This is a genomic window from Amycolatopsis speibonae (assembly GCF_042647925.1).
GTDB classification, from domain to species: domain Bacteria; phylum Actinomycetota; class Actinomycetes; order Mycobacteriales; family Pseudonocardiaceae; genus Amycolatopsis; species Amycolatopsis speibonae.
Window position 1 is genome coordinate 172,057 of sequence record NZ_JBHRWK010000020.1, and the last position, 15,121, is coordinate 187,177.

The window sequence follows — 15,121 nt, forward strand, 5'->3', positions numbered from 1 at the left end:
CGGGCAGTGTCCGGCCCGGAGTAAGGCTCAGCGACCGGAGTGGTCGATCACGTTGCCGTTCGAGCAGTTGTTGACGTGGTCACTGATCCAGTCCCCCAGCACTGGCACGACCGCGACTTCTTGCAGGCACACGGCCGCCGCGGTGAAATTCCAGTTGTTGGCGGCGTTGACCCCGCCACCGAAGACGTTGTCGACCGCTTCGATCGTGGACTCCATGGGGCCTGATGCCATAGCAGGCGCCGCGGCACTGAAGGAGATACCGAGAGCAATGAAGACGGGCATGACGAACTTTGCTGTTCTACGCATGGATTCCTTTCGAGACTGGCGATCCTCCTCACGGTATCGGTGAATCGGGCACGAAGTGGTGCGCGCTATACCTTTACCGCCTGATCGTGTGTCAGTGGACCGTTCCTCTTCATGGCGAACAAGGTCGCGCGCAGTGATTGGATCAGACCGGTTGTCACACACTTGGCTTGCGTGGTGCGGGCATGGATCACGTTCAGGTGCAGTCCGGTGGTGTCGCGCACGAACCAGCTGAGTATGCCGTCGGAAGCGGAAGTCACGTGATGGATGTTCGGTTCGCACGGAGTATTCCGAACGTCCAGGTAGGAGAACAGGTTGACCGGGTAAGGCCAGTAGGAGCTTGGGTGGTCACCGTTGGGGTCGAGCAGATCCCAGGCTCGCAGGTAGTGGATCTCGTTGTGGTCGCGTGCTCTTTCATACGCCTGGCGTGTTCTGGTGAGCATGTCGGTGGAGTTCGATCCTGGGGGCACCGGAACGGTGATCGGCAGGACATTGACGAACCAGCCCACGGAACCGGTGGCGCGCCCTGCCTTGCGTTCGTTGACAAGCATGAGGTTCCGGTGGATGCCGGGTCCGCCTGCGTTGCGCTGGCTGACCGCCACGGCCGCGAGAACCCCCAGGGACAGTCCAGCGCCGGATTCGTGACATCGAGCTTCGAGTGCCCCTGTTTCCCGCGCGTTCATGAGGGTCACGGATTTATTGACCGGCGGGAACACCTGGCCTGGAGGGACGCCCAGATCGAGTGGGAACGGCGGGAACAGGCCGCCCTCGCCCGCGCTGAATTCCTCCCACACTCTCAGCCGGGGATCGTCGGCTCTCAGCCTGCTGTGCTGACGATGTTGTTCCTGGCTGAATGTCAGGTAGCCGTCCCCGGGCTCGGCCGGCTCGTGGCCCTCATAGTCCATGGCGATGTCGGTAACCGCGACGATCGCCGACATCGTGTCGGCCACGAGATGATCGAACGCCAGGTAGACGGTGGTGGAGTCGTCCCGGGTGATGGCGCCCAGCGCCAGCCACGGCCCGTCGAGCGTGTCCACCTGCCGGAATCTCCGGCGCAGATACGCACGGACCTGCGCCGAGGTGACGAGTCGCGGCCCTGTGGTGCGTTCGAGTTCGACGTCGTCCGGGTCGAGCACCGCGCAGGTGAGGCCGTTGTAGCGGGCACGCAGTGCTTCGTGGCGACGGACGAACCGTCTCAGCGCGGCGTCGAGTGCGTCCAGATCATTCGGGCCGGGTAGGTCGAACGTCGCGGCGATGGTGAAGACCAGACGGCCGCCCGCCGCGCGGGCTCGCCGGGCCGCCGCGGTGTGTCTGATCTGGTTGTAGCCCAGACGTGCGGGCTTGCCTTCCGCGGAGAGAATCACTTGCCATTCCCATACTTGCCCGGGGGCGATCCGTGCGTCGTCGACAGGAATTTGCGACATGTCCTACACCGCGCCGGTGTGCACGGGAACTTTGTCATAGCAACGTTCCACCAGAACTCCATGCCAGCGCAGGTCGGCTTCGGGAACAGCCAACCGGAGGCGGGGCAGCCTGGTGAACAGGGCCTGGAGCGCGATGGTGGCCTGCGTGCGAGCGAGGTGCGCACCGGGGCAGTAGTGCGGACGGAGCCCGAACGCGAAGTGCCCGGCCGATCGTTCACGGCCGGGGTCAGCAGTATCCGGGTCGGGGAATGACCGCGGGTCCCGGTTGGCCCCCGCGAGGCTGACCAGGACTACCGCCCCTGCGGGGAGCACGGTGTCACCGATGGCTAGGTCGTCGACGGCGAAACGCCAGGTGGCGACGGGAAAGGGACTCGTGAGCCGCAGCAGCTCCTCGGTCACGTTCCCGGCGGTCCGCTTGTTGAGTAGCGCGTCCCGCAGCCGGGGAGCGCGCAGGATCTCCAGTGCACCGGCGGTGATCAACGTGGTGGCCGGGGAGATACCGCCTGAGTACAAGCCCCAGGACACCGAGACCAGCTCGTCGGCGGAGAGTTCATCTCGTCGCTGCGCCTCGACCAGATTGGTGAGGACGTCATCGCCGCCGTCTCGGCGTTTACCGTGGAGGATCCGGGCCCAGAGCCGGAACAGGTCGGTGCGCCGCCGCGCAATGTGGACGTGGTCCGGATCGCGGGTGTTGATCATGGCCAGGGTCAGTGTGCTCAATTCGGGCAGGTGATCGTCCCCGATTCCCAGCAGTCCGGCGGTCACGCGGGTGGCCAGCGGGCGGGCGTAGTCGTCGACCAGATCCGCGAGTTCCTCGTTGACAAGGTGGTCGAGCAGGTCGGCACAGGTCTGTTCGACCATCGGTTCCTGGTGGCGAGCGGCGGCGCGAGTGAACAGCGGCGCCAGAAGCGCACGCAGCCGCCGATGATCGGCGCCGTCGCTGTTGAGCAGGTGCCGTCCTTCGACGGCGAAGATGTCGTCAGGATAGCGGCGCCCCGCGAAACCGTGTGTCGGATCGGTGAGTCGGCGCAGATCGTGAACGAGCTGTGGATGGGCGAGCGCCACGCGTGCCTCGGCAGCTCCGGTGATGAGCCAGGCGACGAGTCCGCCCGGCAGCGCGACCTGCCGCACCGGCGCGCCTTTTCGCAGTTTCGCGAAGGCGTCGTGGGCGTCCCAGCTCGCCAGATCTCCGGTGACGAGGCGGGGCAGGGTGGACGAGTGCATGAGGTGGTTCCGATCTAGCGGGAGGTGAGGACGACGGGCAGCGCGTCAACGCCGCGGATGGCGGCGGTGATGTCCTTGTGCCGGGGCACGCCGTCGAGTTCGAACCGCCGGGTCCGGTGCAGCAAGCGGCTCAGCGCGATGCCCGCTTCCAGGCGTGCCAGCGGGGCGCCGAGGCAGTAGTGCAAGCCGGCCCCGAAGGACAGGTGCGGGTTGGGTGACCGGTCGAGGTCGAGTTCGTCCGGGCGGGTGAACACGCGGGGATCGTGGTTGGCGGAGCCGATGAGCAGCGCTACCGGAGTGCCGGCGGACAGTGGGGTGCCGCCGATGACAGCGTCGCGTCGCAGGGTGCGGAAGGTGGCCTGGATCGAGGAGTCGTAGCGCAGCAGTTCGTCCATCGAGGTCTTGTCGAGGGGCCCATTGGTGCAGCGGTTTCTGGCGTCGGCCAGCTGCGCGGGGTGGCGTAGCAAGGCGAGTGCGGCGTTGGCGATGATGTTCGCCGTGGTCTCGTATCCGGCCATGAGCAGCAGCGCGCACATCGGGATCAGGCCGTGCCGGTCGAGTGGTCCTCCGGTCTCGGCTTCGGCGGTCAACGTGCTCAGCAGGTCATCCCTGGGAGCGTTGCGCCGGTCGTTGATCTGCCGGCGGAGATAGGCGACGAAGACCGCCGCGGCGTTCCGGCCGGCGGTCAGATCGTTCTGGCTGAGGGAATACGGCGGGTCGAGCAACCGGCCGATCGGTGGGTTCTGCTCCCGGATCCACGGCTGGTCCGCTTCGGGGAGCCCGAACAGGCTGCAGATCACCCGCAGGGACAACGGGTAAGCGAAGTCGGCGAGCAGATCGACCTCTCGCTTGTCCAGCGCGGTGTCGAGCAGGTCGTCGGCGAATCCAGTGATCGTGGTGGCCAGCCTGCCGGTGATCTGCGGGCTGAAGAACCGTGCCGCGATACGTCGCAAGGGTCCGTGCTCCGGTGGGTCCATGCCCAGAAAGGAGAAGATCTTGTTCGGCGCAGTGGCCGGCCCGTGCCCGAGGTTGTCATCACGCAACGCGGCCGACACATCGCGATGCCGAGTCAGCACGGCCAGGCCGTGCGGCCCATCGCACACCGGCGCCGCCTCTCGCGCTTCGGCGTAGCGCGCGTACGGATCAGTGTGCAGAAGGGGGTCGAAGGGGTCGAAGTAGACGGCGACAGGGGTGCGGGGAGACATCGCTGAGCTTCCGTTTCCGGACGCGGCGGTGTGGCGGTCCCGGGCGGACCGCCACACCGTCAGGGGTCAGGGCGTGTAGAGAATCGTTCCGGCTTCGGTCTTGCCGGCGCTACCGCACGTGCCGAGTGCCGTGCTGACGATGGTGGCGTGGTAGCCGCCGAAGCGGGTGCTGGTCGCGTCGTTGACGCCACTGATCGTCACGGCCGAGGAACCGGCGGCCGTGACCTCGCTGAAGTCGGTGAAGGTGCCCTCGGTCGTCTTGCCGTCCGCCCAGTCCACCTTGGCGTGATAGCGGCCCGAGCTCACCGTGCCGAGGCACTGGGCGTGCGGGATCGTGCCATCGAAGGTGGTGGTGCCGTTGATGAGCAGCGCGCCTTCCGGGTTGACGCAGGTGATGGTTCCCGTGCCCCAGAAGTCGATCTCGGCCGGGTTGTGGGGGTTGGCGGAGGCGCTGCCGTTCTGAGCGGTGGACTCGCAGGCGATGGGCACCGGCGCGGCGGACGCGGCGGACGCTTGCGCCACCCCGGCCACGGCGAGCAGCCCGGTCGTGCTGATGATCGCGAACGCGTTCCGTAGGCGCGGGACGACTGATCTCATCTGATTTTCCTTTCATGTGCTGTTTTCTCGGGTTCAGGGTTCGAGTACGACGGGCACTGTCGTCCAGCCGCGCAGGGTGATCCGGTTGTTCGGCTGCGGCGCTCCGGCAACCCTCATGCGGGGATAGCGGCGCGACAACGCGGGAAGCATCAGCGTCGCTGCGAGCTTCGCCAACTGTGCCCCGAGGCAGTAGTGCGCCCCGCCACCGAAGGCGACCAGAGGTATCGCGGGCCGGTCCAGCCGGAAAGTGTCCGGGTCGGTGAACCAGGCGGGATCGCGCTGTGCCGCGGCGAGCAAGGCCATGACTTCCTGCCCTGCGGCCAAGCGCGTGCCGGCTACGGTGGTGTCCGCGCGGGCGACCCGGGTGATCAGCTGCAATGGTGGGTCGTAGCGCAGTGTCTCGTTCACGACCGCATTCGCGTCCGGCGCCACGGGGCGTTCCGCACCCGCCAGCAACGCCCTGATCATGTTGTCCAGCAACGTGATCGTCGTGTCGAAGCCCGCGGCAAGCGCGAGGAACAACGCGGGGACGGCTTCCTCGTCGGCCAGCGTCGAGACGCGGGAGACGAGGTCGTCGCGGAGAGTGCGCCTGCTGCCTGCGACCAGTGCGGAAAGATACGGCTCCAGCTCGACCGCGGCTTCGTGGGCACTGTCGGCCTTGCGAGCGCTGACGTACGGGTCCAGGAGCCCGAGCAAGGGCTGAATCAACTCATACACGCGGACGCCCTGCTCTACTGGCAGACCGGTCACCTCGCAGATGACTGCCAGGGTCATCGGCAGCGTGAGGTCGGTGTGCAGATCGGCCCTGGCACCCAACGCGTCGAGCCGGTTCTCGAGTTCACGGCTCATCACCTGCGTCAAGCGCCGATGCCGGGCGGGCACGAATGCCGGCGCCATAGCACGGCGCAACCGCTGGTGGTTCTGTCCGTTGTGGACAACTGGGCTGGTGTAGAACAGCCGCATGCCCGCGTTGTCCCGCCAGCCCAACAGATGCTCGTCCAGCCAAGTCGCGTCTTTGACCGCGAAAACAGGATCGCGCGTGATCGCCGAAACGGTGGCGTACTCGCTGAAGACGACGACATCGGATTCAGTGCGGTGGACCGGGTGCTCCTCACGCAAGCGGTTGAGCCAGGGATAGGGATCCCGGCGGCCGCTGACCGAGAACAACCGGCGCAGCAGCTGATCGGCCGAGTAGTCGATGGTATGCACAATGAGGCCTTTTCGGATCAGCGGGCGTGGAAGACGAGTGCCACGTTGTTCCCGCCGAAGCCCGCCGAGTTGCTTAGCGCGGCGATCGGTCCCGTCGGCAGCGTCCGTGGTTCATCCAGCACGACATCCAGGCCGATACCGGCGTCAAGGGTATCGACGTTGATTGTCGGCGGGGCGATCCGGTGATGCAGTGCCAGCACCGTCGCCACGGCCTCGACAGCGCCCGCGGCACCCAGCAGATGGCCGGTCATCGACTTGGTCGCGGAGACGGCGAGCCTGTCCGTGGCGGACCCGAACGCCATTCGCAGTGCCGTCGCCTCGGCGAGGTCACCTTGGGGGGTCGAGGTGGCGTGGGCGTTGACATGCACGACGTCGCCGGGGCTGGTCCCGCTGTCGCTTAGTGCCCTGCCGATGGCGGTGGCCAGCCCGGTCGCGGCGGGCGCGACCAGGCTGCGGCCGTCGCTGGACATGCCGACACCGCTCAGTTCGGCGTAGACGGCCGTCTTCCGCGCGGTGGCGTACGCCGCGGATTCCATGATGACCACGCCTGCGCCCTCGCCCAGAACGAATCCGTCGCGGTCCCGATCGAAGGGACGAGAAGCTCGTTCGGGTTCGTCGTTGCGTGTGGACAGCGCGGTCATGGTGCCCAGCGCACCCATCAGCAGCGGATGGATCGGCACGTCGACACCTCCGGCGATCACCACATCCGCACGGCCGCCCCGGATCATCTCGAGCCCTTGTGCGAGCGCGTCCGAACCCGACACGCAGGTGGACGCGGGTGAATGCACCCCGGCACGCGCCCGGTACTCGACACCGAGCGCCGCCGCCGGACTGCTCGCGAGCATGTGCGGCGAGATTTTACGTGGCCCTTCAGCCAGGAACGTGTCGTAGGCATCCAGTAAAGTGGCCGCTCCACCCATCGCACTGGCCAGCACCACACCGAGCCGGTCAGGATCCACATCCGGTCTCCCTGCGTCGGCCCACGCCTCCCGCGCGGCGAGAGTCGCGAACTGGCCGGCCCGATCGAGACGGCGTGCCTCCACCCGGCCGAGCGAGCCGGCGGGGTCCTGGAAAATCTGTGCGGCGATCCGCGACGGCAGCCCCTCAGCCCACCGCTGCTGAAGACTCCGGGCTCCGGATTTCCCTGCCAGCAGGCAATCCCAAGTCTCCTCGGTGTTCGTGCCGAGCGGTGTCATCGCTCCTAGTCCGGTGATCACGACCTCGTTCACGGACCCGCGCCTGACAGACACCACTACGCCTCTCGTCGATCCCACTGACGCGAACATGCCTACAGCGCCCAGGTCCTCCCGATCCAGCCCAGCCGTCAGCTTCACTCGCCAGAGTTAACGATCTTGGATGAAAGGGCAAAAGACTTGCCCCAGTGAGCAGTTACTCCAGCGGAACCCTGACCCTGGTCTCCAGCTTGAAAATTCGCTGCAGAGAACCGGGTTCGACACTGACAGGCGTCGGTCACGGCGCCGAGAAGCCTGCTGGCCCCGGTGCTGTGAGTGCCAAACACCGAGTCGCCGCTGGTGGCAGCGGAATCCGCATCCCGGTTCCGACCAAACGTGAACCGAGCTGACGATCGATCGGGGTGCGCCAGCAGGTCCGACCGCCACTGTCATCCCCGGCCTCAAACCGGGGGCATCCGCACGGGCGTACGCGCCGAGATCATCGTCAGCTACGTTATGTAGTGGATACACTCCGCCGCGCAGTGTTGATCTAGGGAGAGTGGGTTGAGCATGCAGAAGACGACCGCCTCATGGGTCGTGTCAGCATTCGCGGGGATGGCCCTGGTAGCGGCGAGCGCCTGTTCCGCGGCGGAGACGGTCGCCCATCACATTGGGCACCGTCTCCAAGCCCCGAACTCCTGGGACGCCGAACGCCGCACCTCCCTCTATTCATGGTGACGTGAACTCAGTGCGGACCAATACGAAGAGCAGTGGCGACCGCGGCCGCAAGAGCTCCCGAGCCTGGCCGGATCGGCACCTCCAGCGCTCGCCACTCCGGCCGGTTCGCTGCTGTCGCCGGCAATCACGCGACTTCGCCCCAAGCCTCTGCGGTGGCTGGCTACCTTTCCCGTGAAAGGGTTGTAGCTGACGCTTCGCGTGCGTATTTTCTGGGCCGTCCCCGCCGGGAAATCTCCTGCCGACCTCGGAAAGCCGTGCGCGGGACGAAGCAAGGGTGGCGGTCCTGCGCACGGCTCGGGCGGGCGTGTGTCAGGCATCCACTGCGGGCTCGGTGTTGTCGCTCGTTGCCGAGACGTCGGTCTTGTCCGGGTTGATGGCGAACCGCTTCGGTGCCTCGCAGGTTTTGATCACGTACCTGTCGCCGACGAGCTTCTCCAGGGCGTTGTTGACCGCCCCGCCCGAACGCCCGAGGTCCTTGCCGATCTTGGCGGGCCCGAAGTTCTCACCCGGGTGCTCTGTCAGGTATTCCTCCACCAGGGCCCGCAGACCGCCCTTGGGCAGACGGTTCTTGGCGACAGTGTCGGTGTCCGCAGGCGATTCCGCCGCAGATGGCCCGGTTCCGGTCGCGTTGTCTCCCGGGGCCCCCAGCGTGGTGTCGGGCAACGGGCTGGTCTCGACGGCGGAGGCAGTAGCCGACCCCGTCTCGTCGTTGGTGTCCGTGGCAGTGGCCTCCGGGGCGTCATCGGCGGCCGGACCGGTGGCGGCCTCCTGTACTGCTGTGGTGATCGCGCCGTCGGGGCCGGGCTCGTTTGCTGTCGCGGTGTGGTCGGTGGTGTCGCTCGCTGTGGTGTCCGGTCGGGTGTCCACGGTGCCGGGTGTGTCGGTGTCATGGCCTGATGGGGAGCTCGTCCACGTGTCGGGATGGCGCGGGCCGTCTCCGGCTGTCCGGATCGCGGAGCCGTCGAGCCCCCAGCGGGCCAGGATTTTCGCGGCGGTCGAACGGCCGACTCCGGCGGCCGTCGCCAGTGCGGCGGTCGTGGCGCCGGGATTGTCGGTCAGTGCTTCCCGCACTTTGTCTTCCGTGGTGGGCGCGTTTTGCTGACGGGGAGCGTCGGCCACTACGTGCAGGTGGCTGACACTGTCGATGGTGTCGGTAGCCGGAGTGGTGCGGGTGTTGCTGTTTTCCTGGGACATGACGAACTCCAAGTGCTGGCGTGGAATGGGAAGGTCATGCCCCGGCCGGGGTCGTTGGCACCGCCGGTGCGCGTCCGGTGGTTCGGGCTACACGTCTATGGACGCTCCGTCACCGCGCCGTTGTCAAGCGATCCGTCAAACAAGACATGTGTCTCATGTGGACACGTTGGGCTTGCGGTGCTTTCCCGCGACAACTGGTCACGCGAGCTCCGGTTGACGTGGCAGTCACGGCGGGTCTCATCCTGCCCTGGAACCATCACCCCGGCCGAGCGAGTGGACTTCCTTGCCCGAGGGGTGGGATCGGTCAGGCGGCTGATCATCTGCTGTCGGCGAATCGCCTGGCCGGGCGGTGATCCCGGTGGTTGAGTGTCGGTATGGAGATCTTGGTTCTGGGCGGAACGGCGTGGGTGGCTCGAGAGCTGTCGCGGCTGGCGATCGAACGCGGCCATCGGGTGACCTGCCTCGCGCGGGGTGAGAGCGGAGAAGTCGCGGACGGAGCGCCGCTGGTCGCCGCCGACCGGCGCGATCCGTCGGCGTACGGGCCCCTGCTCGACCGGGTCTGGGACGCGGTCGTCGAGGTGTCATGGCAGCCGGGCTTCGTTCGGGGAGCGCTCGACGTGCTGAGCAGCAGAGCCGGGCACTGGGTGTATGTCTCGTCCGGCAACGCCTACGCCTCCCACGCCACGTTGGGGGCGGACGAGTCCGCGGCCCTGCTCGCCCCGACGGACCGGAGCGAGGTCGGCCACGAGTTGTACGGCGAGGCGAAGGTCGCCTGCGAGCTGGCGTCGACGGCCGCTGTGGGTGACCGGCTCCTCATCGCCCGAGCCGGGCTCATCGGCGGCCCGGGCGATCACAGCGGGCGCTCCGGCTATTGGGTCGCCCGGGCCGCCCGCGATCCGCGAGCGCCGATGCTGGTCCCGAACACCCCGGCGGTGCCCACCCAGGTGGTCGACGTGCGGGACCTCACCTCCTGGCTGCTCGACTCCGCGGAGACGGGAACCACCGGCACCTACAACGCGGTCGGCCCGGTCGTTCCGTTCCAGGAATGGATCGAGCTGTCCCGCGCCGTCGGCGGGCACACCGGTCCGGTGGTCACCGCCGACCCGCTGTGGCTGCTCGCCAACGGCGTGGCCCAGTACCGGGGGCCCGAATCGCTGGCGATGTGGCAGGTCGAGCCGGGCTGGGAAGGGTGGGCGGCCCGGGACGGATCGGCGGCGCGCGCCGCGGGGCTACGTCACCGGCCCACGGCGGAGGTGCTGGCCGACACGCTGCGCTGGGAACGCGACCAGGGGCTGGACCGGGAAAGACGCGCAGGCCTCAGTGCGCAGCGCGAGCGCGAGTTGCTCGACGCCCTCGGCTGACGGCACCGGACCGATCGGGCGGCTCGGTCAGCAGAACCGGGAAACCGAGTCGTCACCGGGCAGCTGACACCCATTGCGGGGCGAGGTTCGTGATTGCCACGCCCCGCAATGGGTTCCTTGTCGCCCTCAAGGTCCTTACCCCTGGCGGAGAGGTCCATCTTCGGGTTCGGGCTTGGGCAGCGTGCCCCAGAGTCCGATGGCACCGGCACCTTCGGCGTAGACGGTTCCGCTGTCGTGGACGGTTTGCATGACCACGAGGTACCGCAGCTGGTAGGGGCTGCTGGTGAATCGGTTGTAGTGGCTGGCGAGCGCGAACACCGTCTGGAAGACATCCCGGGTCACGTCCATGGCCGGGGCGTCGGCGGTGCCGTGATCGCTGTGGGGCAACCCGGAGATCGTGATGTGGATCTGATTCTGCGGACCGGACTCGTCGGCCACGACCGTGAACTCCGCATCGGCGTGGATCAGATCGTCGTCCTGCACGGCGACGAGGTTCTCGCGGATACGGGCGGCGATGTCACCAAGCGGCAACTCGGCGGTGCCGTTGTAGAGGTCGCCCACGATCGTCACAGGGGCGGGAGCTGTTTGGGTCTCCGGGGTATCGATGCTTTCTGTGGTGGTCATGCTGATGGTTCCCTTCCCTTTGTCGATAATCGCCTGCTACTGCAGGGCGTCTGATGTGGATGGTCATCGCCCGCTCGCGCCGTGGGCGTGACTGTGTCCGGGTTAGCGGCGTAGGACGTTGACGCGTTCGCCGCCGATGAGGGGTTTGTCTTCTGGTCCGGCGAGGTGGTCGGCGATCCAGATGGGGCAGTGGTCGCCCCTGCTGGGGTAGTACTGGTTGCGCCAGTGGCCGCGAACGATCCAGCTGTGGCGGTATTCGCGGGTGTTCTTGGTGGAGCTGTCGTCGCTGTGGTCTGTGGGCGCGGTGCGGGCGCGTCGGAGGTCGACGAGGCGGACGGCGGTGTCGAGTGCCGGGTCGTAGCGTTCGATGCGTCGGCGGGCGGCTCGGGGAGCGCTGGCGCGTTCGGACTGCACGAGGGTCTGGCCCATCAGCAGCCAGGTGGCGAGGATCGTGCGCTGCAAGGCGATCTGGGCGTCGTCGATATCGGCGGCGGAAGTACCTTCGGTCAGGGCGCTGGGCCAGCCCTTCATGTCGGTGAACGTCATGGGCGTGAGGCCGCGCCATTCGTATCCGTGTGGAGGGGAGAAACTCGGCGGAATCGGTGCGCGTTCGGCATTGCGCAGGAACGTGGCCAGGATGTGCTTGGCGCCGAGGTCGACGGCGTCGTCGTGGCTCGAGGGCTTGTTGCCCGGTGCGGGTACTGGCAGGTTCAGCGCGGCGGCTTTCCGCATCCGGGACAGGGCGTGGTCGCGGGGCAGGCGGGCGAGCGTGCGTCCAACACGGACTGCTGGAGGTTCGGGGTCGGGGACGGTTCCCCAGCTCTGCACCCACACACCGCCGCGCCCTGGACCCCACGAGACCAGCGATACGGCGTCGTGCCGCGATGAGGCGGTTCCCGCGACGGGCGGGTGCTCGTAGACCATGAGCCCTACGGGGGCGGGCAGGTCTTCGGGGTGGAGGCGGTAGTCGGTCAGGGTGGTCGCGGCGTGGCTCGCGAGGTCGGTCAGGTCGGCGGAGACGTAGAACAGTTCGGCGGCGGGGATCTGGGCGCGGAGTGTGTCCGCGATCGTGGCACCGACGTCGTCCAATGGCGGGAACGCGGGCTCTCCCGCTGTGTCCTCGGGCCGGGGGCCGACGAAGAACCGGAACCAGTTGCCCGCGCCGTCCACTCCGGGATCACGGGCCCAATCGCTCATCCGTGCCCGGATCTCGGGCACGTCGCGCGCCGTGACGGCCACCATGGCGGTCACCGACCCAGTTCGGTGGCGAGTTTCGCCAGCGCGGTTTCGACGTTCTGCCGCATCCTCGACGACGCGCCGGGCTGGGCGGTCAGGTACGCCAGCATGTTCGGTGCAGGGGCTGGGGTGTCGTCATGCGTCAGCGCGGCCAGCGCGTCGGGATGACGTTGACACAGTTCGCCGACCGCTGACGGAGCGACGGGATACCACAAGTCACGGATCTCGTAACGGCCGTCGTCCCCGGGCTGGATCACGCGCGGCTGGGATTCCACATCGCCCCAGGGGTCGTCGTGAATTTCTAGCGTGTCTCCGTGCCAGGTGAAGCGGTACTGGGCGGTGCCGTAGAACGCTTCCAGGACGGGGAAACAAGTCTGGTCCTCGATGACACCCGGTGGTGTCTCGTCAGCGGGGATGATGCCGGGGAATGCTGGTTTGTACGGCATCGCCACCCACACCTCGCCCTCCGGCAAAACCGGAAGCATTGCGGCACAGCCGGGAACGGCAGCGTGTAATCCGTCCATAAGAGACACCTTTTTCGGCGTTGCGATGCGTGATCCGCGCTATGACACAACCAGGAACGCTCCGTGTACGTCGGGATGTCAAGCTGGATATAAGTTTTGACTCGACCCGGGATGGAATTTCACCGAATCGCGGCTACAATCCACACGAGACGCAACTTTGATTATCGAACCGGTGGAGTGTAGGTATTCAAACCCTCAGTATTTCTCACGGCGCGGCCATTTGGTGCCTTGCTGGAGTCATCGCAGGTGGATCAGTAGTCAGAGATGTCCGAACCGGGCGAACGTCGCTGTGAGTGCGCGGTGATCCCTCGTTGGAATTGGCTACCCTGCAAGTCGGGAGCGGGCCCGCTTGGCGGGAGAATCCAATGTCACAGCCGAACTGTCGAGTCTTTAGAGCGGTCGGCGCGGAAGCCCGCTGGCTCAGTGAGCCGGTCCATGCCGATCATGTCGCGTGACCAGGGCAACTCGCCTGACTGGTATCTGTACGAGCAAGCCGTCGCTCGCCTTCTTGCGGAAATGGACCCAGGTGCCCGGGTCGAGCATCATGTGCGAGTGATCGGCGAGCTTAGTGGGCGGCCACGTGAGATCGATATTCGAGTGATCGGCGCTGTCGCTGGATGCGCTGTTGTCGTCGCGGCTGAGTGCAAGCACCGCCGGGCGCCTGTCGGGATCGACATAGTCGAGGCATTTCTGCCAAACTCAGTGACATCAGAGCTGACCTTGGCCTTCTCGTATCGTCGTCCGGGTTCACCGAGCCGGCCCGTCGTCGTGTGAGGCGCGCCTACGGCCCGAGGCTCCTGCTGCAGGAGGTCTCGTTCGAGGCAGACGTCACGCTGACAACCTTGGCTGATCTGCAGAGACGTTATGTATCCCTGCATCTGAAACTTGATGAGGGCGGCATTGACATTCAATCTGCCATGAGGCTGAGTCGGCAGTACGACGACACAGCACGACGTCTCCGCAACCGTAGCAGTTCCGGTGCCGAAGCATTGACCGCATACGGCCTGCTGTGAAGCCACATCCGGACGCGCCACCCGAACCTACTGTTGTCGTAGACACAAAATCGTTGCATCAATATCGGACAGTCTAGTGTCAACGACACGCCACGACTCTCACCGACATTGTCGAAAACGTCCTGGTCGGCACGAACGAGAAGTATCACGTTCTGCCCAAGGTTGCATTAAAGGCGATAAATGGTCACCGGCTAGTGTCGACGATCAAGCGGTGGTAGTTTCCGGGACCAGGTTTCGATCAGCACCGTTGCGTTCTCTGGGGCGTCGCCAGGCGGTAGCACGACTTGGTACGTGGCATGGCCGTCGGGCGCGGTGCCCCGAACGGTGACACTCCATGACGTTTCGTATCTCAGGTCGTCGTCAGTGAGCATGCGTGGCCGAGGTACGCCGGGCGGGAAAATCGGCATCCGAGTGCGTGTCACGCTGGTGGCCCTGATGTCGGACTCTTCAGGCCACCGCAGCATCACCGCGACGCAGGCCAGATCTCTTGCCTCCTGTTCGGTCAAACCGCTTTCGGGTTGCGCCTCCCGGCGCTTGGCCCATCGCCGCCCTGCGGCTCGGATCGTGGACTTGACCGAATCGTAGATCGCGTTGCCGACGACTCCGGCGACCGCGGCTTGGCCCAGGAAGACGGCGACCTTGACTGCTTCGCCGGCAACCTCGGTGGACATGGAACGTAGATGTTCCGTGCCGCCGGTATATGTCTCGGCCTCGAGCCTATCCTGCAAACCTCTTTGCAGGCCCTCGTCGTATCCCGTGAAAAAGCCATCGCGGAATGGACCGTCGTCGAGTGCCTGCACTGTTTTCAGGACGGGCCGGTAATGTTGAGGACGTTCACCATGGAAGCTGGAGGAGTGCCCTGCGCGGAAACCCTCACGGAAGCCGGTTCGGAACGCCTCCAAAGGTGGATGATCGCTGATCTCACCTGAATCGACCACGACAGCCCCCCTGGTGTTCGCTGTGTACCTCGCTGTCACACAATGTACAGAGATCGTCACCGGCGTCGCCACGACAGTGACGATCCGTCAGTTCGGGGGCTGCTGAACAGGTTGTCCCAGCTCGCTGGGAGGGCCAGACTGCGTGGTCAGCGGCCTGGTCGTAGGGGGAGGGACGACTCCTTCGCTGATCGGGCTGGTGAGGTCGCCTGGGAGCTACGCGGAGAACGCTGGCTTCAATTTGTGGGCAAGCTCAGAGCTAGTACTCCAGACGGACTTCGTGATGTCGCTGGTGGGCTGCCCGCAGACAGGTGCGGCCACCAGTTGATCATGGTCGGTTGTGTGGACTAACCCTGATCGGC

General features: G+C 66.3%; 15 protein-coding genes. 3 read left to right on the forward strand and 12 right to left on the reverse strand.

Annotated elements, in window-relative coordinates; genetic code table 11:
* Positions 1-27: 27 nt before the first annotated feature.
* The 8 genes from ACFOSH_RS15245 to ACFOSH_RS15280 all read right to left on the reverse strand — a co-directional run bounded on the left by ACFOSH_RS15245 (position 28) and on the right by ACFOSH_RS15280 (position 9,066).
* Positions 28-216 carry a hypothetical protein gene (locus tag ACFOSH_RS15245; protein WP_378239523.1) on the reverse strand — a complete coding sequence of 63 codons (189 nt, stop codon included), beginning with the start codon at positions 214-216 and terminating at the stop codon, positions 28-30.
* Between the two features lie 155 nt (positions 217-371).
* Complete coding sequence (locus ACFOSH_RS15250; RefSeq protein WP_378239524.1) at positions 372-1,727, reverse strand: condensation domain-containing protein; 1,356 nt, start codon at positions 1,725-1,727, stop codon at positions 372-374.
* A 3-nt stretch (positions 1,728-1,730) separates the two neighbouring features.
* On the reverse strand, positions 1,731-2,951 hold the full coding sequence (locus tag ACFOSH_RS15255) for a cytochrome P450 (protein ID WP_378239525.1): 1,221 nt from the start codon (positions 2,949-2,951) through the stop codon (positions 1,731-1,733).
* Positions 2,952-2,965: 14 nt separating this feature from the next.
* Entirely contained in the window at positions 2,966-4,156 is a 1,191-nt protein-coding gene (locus ACFOSH_RS15260; RefSeq protein ID WP_378239526.1) for a cytochrome P450, read from the reverse strand.
* A gap of 66 nt (positions 4,157-4,222) precedes the next feature.
* On the reverse strand, positions 4,223-4,753 hold the full coding sequence (locus tag ACFOSH_RS15265; RefSeq protein WP_378239527.1) for a hypothetical protein: 531 nt from the start codon (positions 4,751-4,753) through the stop codon (positions 4,223-4,225).
* Between the two features lie 33 nt (positions 4,754-4,786).
* Entirely contained in the window at positions 4,787-5,962 is a 1,176-nt protein-coding gene (locus tag ACFOSH_RS15270; RefSeq protein ID WP_378239528.1) for a cytochrome P450, read from the reverse strand.
* A gap of 17 nt (positions 5,963-5,979) precedes the next feature.
* Positions 5,980-7,191 (reverse strand): beta-ketoacyl-[acyl-carrier-protein] synthase family protein, encoded by a 1,212-nt coding sequence (locus tag ACFOSH_RS15275; protein WP_378239529.1) that lies wholly within the window; start codon positions 7,189-7,191, stop codon positions 5,980-5,982.
* Between the two features lie 990 nt (positions 7,192-8,181).
* Complete coding sequence (locus tag ACFOSH_RS15280; protein WP_378239531.1) at positions 8,182-9,066, reverse strand: hypothetical protein; 885 nt, start codon at positions 9,064-9,066, stop codon at positions 8,182-8,184.
* A gap of 374 nt (positions 9,067-9,440) precedes the next feature.
* Here ACFOSH_RS15280 and ACFOSH_RS15285 point away from each other — a divergent pair, with 374 nt between their 5' ends.
* On the forward strand, positions 9,441-10,427 hold the full coding sequence (locus tag ACFOSH_RS15285; protein WP_378239532.1) for an epimerase: 987 nt from the start codon (positions 9,441-9,443) through the stop codon (positions 10,425-10,427).
* A gap of 135 nt (positions 10,428-10,562) precedes the next feature.
* Here the strand turns inward: ACFOSH_RS15285 and ACFOSH_RS15290 are convergent, their stop codons facing one another.
* The 3 genes from ACFOSH_RS15290 to ACFOSH_RS15300 all read right to left on the reverse strand — a co-directional run bounded on the left by ACFOSH_RS15290 (position 10,563) and on the right by ACFOSH_RS15300 (position 12,811).
* Complete coding sequence (locus ACFOSH_RS15290) at positions 10,563-11,051, reverse strand: hypothetical protein (protein WP_378239533.1); 489 nt, start codon at positions 11,049-11,051, stop codon at positions 10,563-10,565.
* Between the two features lie 102 nt (positions 11,052-11,153).
* A complete protein-coding gene (locus ACFOSH_RS15295; RefSeq protein ID WP_378239544.1) occupies positions 11,154-12,293 on the reverse strand; it encodes a hypothetical protein in 1,140 nt (379 codons plus the stop codon).
* A gap of 5 nt (positions 12,294-12,298) precedes the next feature.
* Positions 12,299-12,811 (reverse strand): hypothetical protein, encoded by a 513-nt coding sequence (locus tag ACFOSH_RS15300; RefSeq protein WP_378239534.1) that lies wholly within the window; start codon positions 12,809-12,811, stop codon positions 12,299-12,301.
* Positions 12,812-13,246: 435 nt separating this feature from the next.
* Between ACFOSH_RS15300 and ACFOSH_RS15305 the strand changes: the two genes are divergently transcribed.
* Both ACFOSH_RS15305 and ACFOSH_RS15310 read left to right on the forward strand, forming a co-directional pair.
* Positions 13,247-13,585, forward strand: coding sequence for a hypothetical protein (locus tag ACFOSH_RS15305; RefSeq protein ID WP_378239535.1), 339 nt, complete (start codon positions 13,247-13,249; stop codon positions 13,583-13,585).
* 68 nt (positions 13,586-13,653) lie between these two features.
* The gene (locus ACFOSH_RS15310; RefSeq protein WP_378239536.1) at positions 13,654-13,824 is read left to right on the forward strand and encodes a hypothetical protein; all 171 of its coding nucleotides are present in this window, start codon (positions 13,654-13,656) and stop codon (positions 13,822-13,824) included.
* Between the two features lie 191 nt (positions 13,825-14,015).
* Here ACFOSH_RS15310 and ACFOSH_RS15315 read toward each other — a convergent pair whose 3' ends face one another.
* On the reverse strand, positions 14,016-14,762 hold the full coding sequence (locus ACFOSH_RS15315; protein ID WP_378239537.1) for a hypothetical protein: 747 nt from the start codon (positions 14,760-14,762) through the stop codon (positions 14,016-14,018).
* Between the last annotated feature and the right edge of the window lie 359 nt (positions 14,763-15,121).

Bases quoted from the DNA above. Each gene is read 5' to 3' on its own strand.
- ACFOSH_RS15295 (WP_378239544.1), bottom strand. From the start codon at position 12,293: ATGGTGGCCGTCACGGCGCGCGACGTGCCCGAGATCCGGGCACGGATG.
- ACFOSH_RS15280 (WP_378239531.1), bottom strand. From the start codon at position 9,066: ATGTCCCAGGAAAACAGCAACACCCGCACCACTCCGGCTACCGACACC.
- ACFOSH_RS15290 (WP_378239533.1), bottom strand. From the start codon at position 11,051: ATGACCACCACAGAAAGCATCGATACCCCGGAGACCCAAACAGCTCCC.
- ACFOSH_RS15245 (WP_378239523.1), bottom strand. From the start codon at position 216: ATGGAGTCCACGATCGAAGCGGTCGACAACGTCTTCGGTGGCGGGGTC.
- ACFOSH_RS15305 (WP_378239535.1), top strand. From the start codon at position 13,247: ATGCCGATCATGTCGCGTGACCAGGGCAACTCGCCTGACTGGTATCTG.
- ACFOSH_RS15250 (WP_378239524.1), bottom strand. From the start codon at position 1,727: ATGTCGCAAATTCCTGTCGACGACGCACGGATCGCCCCCGGGCAAGTA.
- ACFOSH_RS15265 (WP_378239527.1), bottom strand. From the start codon at position 4,753: ATGAGATCAGTCGTCCCGCGCCTACGGAACGCGTTCGCGATCATCAGC.
- ACFOSH_RS15255 (WP_378239525.1), bottom strand. From the start codon at position 2,951: ATGCACTCGTCCACCCTGCCCCGCCTCGTCACCGGAGATCTGGCGAGC.
- ACFOSH_RS15260 (WP_378239526.1), bottom strand. From the start codon at position 4,156: ATGTCTCCCCGCACCCCTGTCGCCGTCTACTTCGACCCCTTCGACCCC.
- ACFOSH_RS15285 (WP_378239532.1), top strand. From the start codon at position 9,441: ATGGAGATCTTGGTTCTGGGCGGAACGGCGTGGGTGGCTCGAGAGCTG.
- ACFOSH_RS15300 (WP_378239534.1), bottom strand. From the start codon at position 12,811: ATGGACGGATTACACGCTGCCGTTCCCGGCTGTGCCGCAATGCTTCCG.